We start from the raw sequence: 1,594 nt of genomic DNA, 5'->3' as shown, positions 1-1,594 counted from the left end.
TTTTTTTAATTTCTGTTCTTGCTTCACCATCATCTTTATTTATAGATATATCTACTTTTACAGGAATTAAATTGTTAGATGTGATTTTGAAGTTTTTTTCCTTTGATATTTGAAAGACAGTTTCTAAATTATCATCGTATATCTGGTTATATGACGATGTAATAAAATCTCTATAAATTTGTAGTGAATTGTTTTGATAAATACTTTCAAATTCTTTATCTAATTTTTCTTTTAATTCATCGAAAGTTTTTTTAATCTCATTTTTAGTTTTATTTAAAGAGATATAAATATCTCTTTTCACTTCTAATTGGGCTTTTTTTGTTTCAAGTTCGGTCAATTTATTAGCTACATTTTGTAAGATTAATATATTTTCTCTATATATTTTATTTTCATTTAAAATTCGTTGTATTTTTTTAAGTTCATTTTTTGTTCTATTTTGATAATCTAAATAAGATTGAATTTTTTCATCTATATTTTGTATTTCAATTTCTAATTTATCTTTTCTTTGTAAAAAGGATTCTTTATAAAAATTTTCTACCAATGAAAACCTTCTTTTAACCACATCAGGAAGGACACTATTTGCTTCACTATAAATTTTAAATATATCTTCAGAGCTCATTAAATTAACCTTAGAACTATCATTAATAAATTCGTTTAGCTTTTTCTTTTCTTCTTCTAATTTAGCTATATACAATGATATATCTTTAAACAATGTATTTTTTGACTCATATTCATTTGAAAGATCTATTTTAGCATCATAAAAATTAATATTTTTAATGTTGTTTTCTGCTATTTTGTTTTTATTAATTAAATTTGAAATACTATTATTGACAATATACAAGTCAGCATCAATTTCTTCCTCGGTTAAATCTAATTTTATTTCTGAATTATTATCTTTTTTATACTCTTTTTTTAATTCATACATTTTTACTGCATATTCAGCTAAATTAGTAAAGCCTAAATTTGTTAGAAAAAAGGAGATGTCATCAACTGTGACATTTAACTGTAGCCCTAAATTTGAATTTTTTTTCATAGTCATTATTTGTCTGGCAATGTTTTTTCTGTTCAAATTAAAATTTTGTTTATACTCAGCAAGCGTCATTTTTATGTTATTAACATATACAATGTTATGGTCTTTTGAATTTAAATATCTTTTTATAATATATTTATTATTTTTAAATAAGATAGTTGCATTTGCTGATAGCACTCCATTATTTCATTTAGCAAAAAGATTTTTTATAGAATTAGAACCATATATAGTATCAATTATTTTTAATAAAATAGTTTTTCCTAAACTGTTGATGCTTTTGCCACCGTCATGAGGTAAGTCTATGTCTCCATATATGAAAGAAACGCCTTTTTCATTAAAAGAAATGTTTCTAATTTCTGTTTTTAAGGTTTCATTATAAATTATTAAATTCAAGATTTTCATTATAAATTTCTCCTTTATCATTCACATTTAAAATTTTGATAGTAAATAAAAAGATTAGAGTGCATAATATTTTTTGTAAATTGGGGAATGAATAAATATTGTCTGGGGTATATTTTTCTTTAAACTTTTCTCAAATTACATCAATAGTCATTTTTTTCTTGC

Annotated in this window: 2 protein-coding genes; both read right to left on the bottom strand. The window is 22.1% G+C overall.

Annotated elements, in window-relative coordinates; translation table 4 throughout:
• A partial coding sequence (locus T386_RS0104175) for a hypothetical protein (RefSeq protein WP_029513859.1) occupies positions 1–1,432 on the bottom strand: 1,432 nt, incomplete at its 3' end.
• Positions 1,404–1,594: hypothetical protein (locus T386_RS04435; protein WP_036460153.1), on the bottom strand; the 191-nt coding region annotated here is incomplete at its 5' end. The genes T386_RS0104175 and T386_RS04435, both read right to left, overlap by 29 nt.

Origin of the sequence: Mycoplasmopsis primatum ATCC 25948 (assembly GCF_000702785.1) — a bacterium.
Classification (GTDB): domain Bacteria; phylum Bacillota_I; class Bacilli_A; order Mycoplasmatales; family Metamycoplasmataceae; genus Mycoplasmopsis; species Mycoplasmopsis primatum.
The sequence above is the reverse complement of the archived record's forward strand: the minus strand, read 5'-3'. Positions and strand labels throughout refer to the sequence as shown.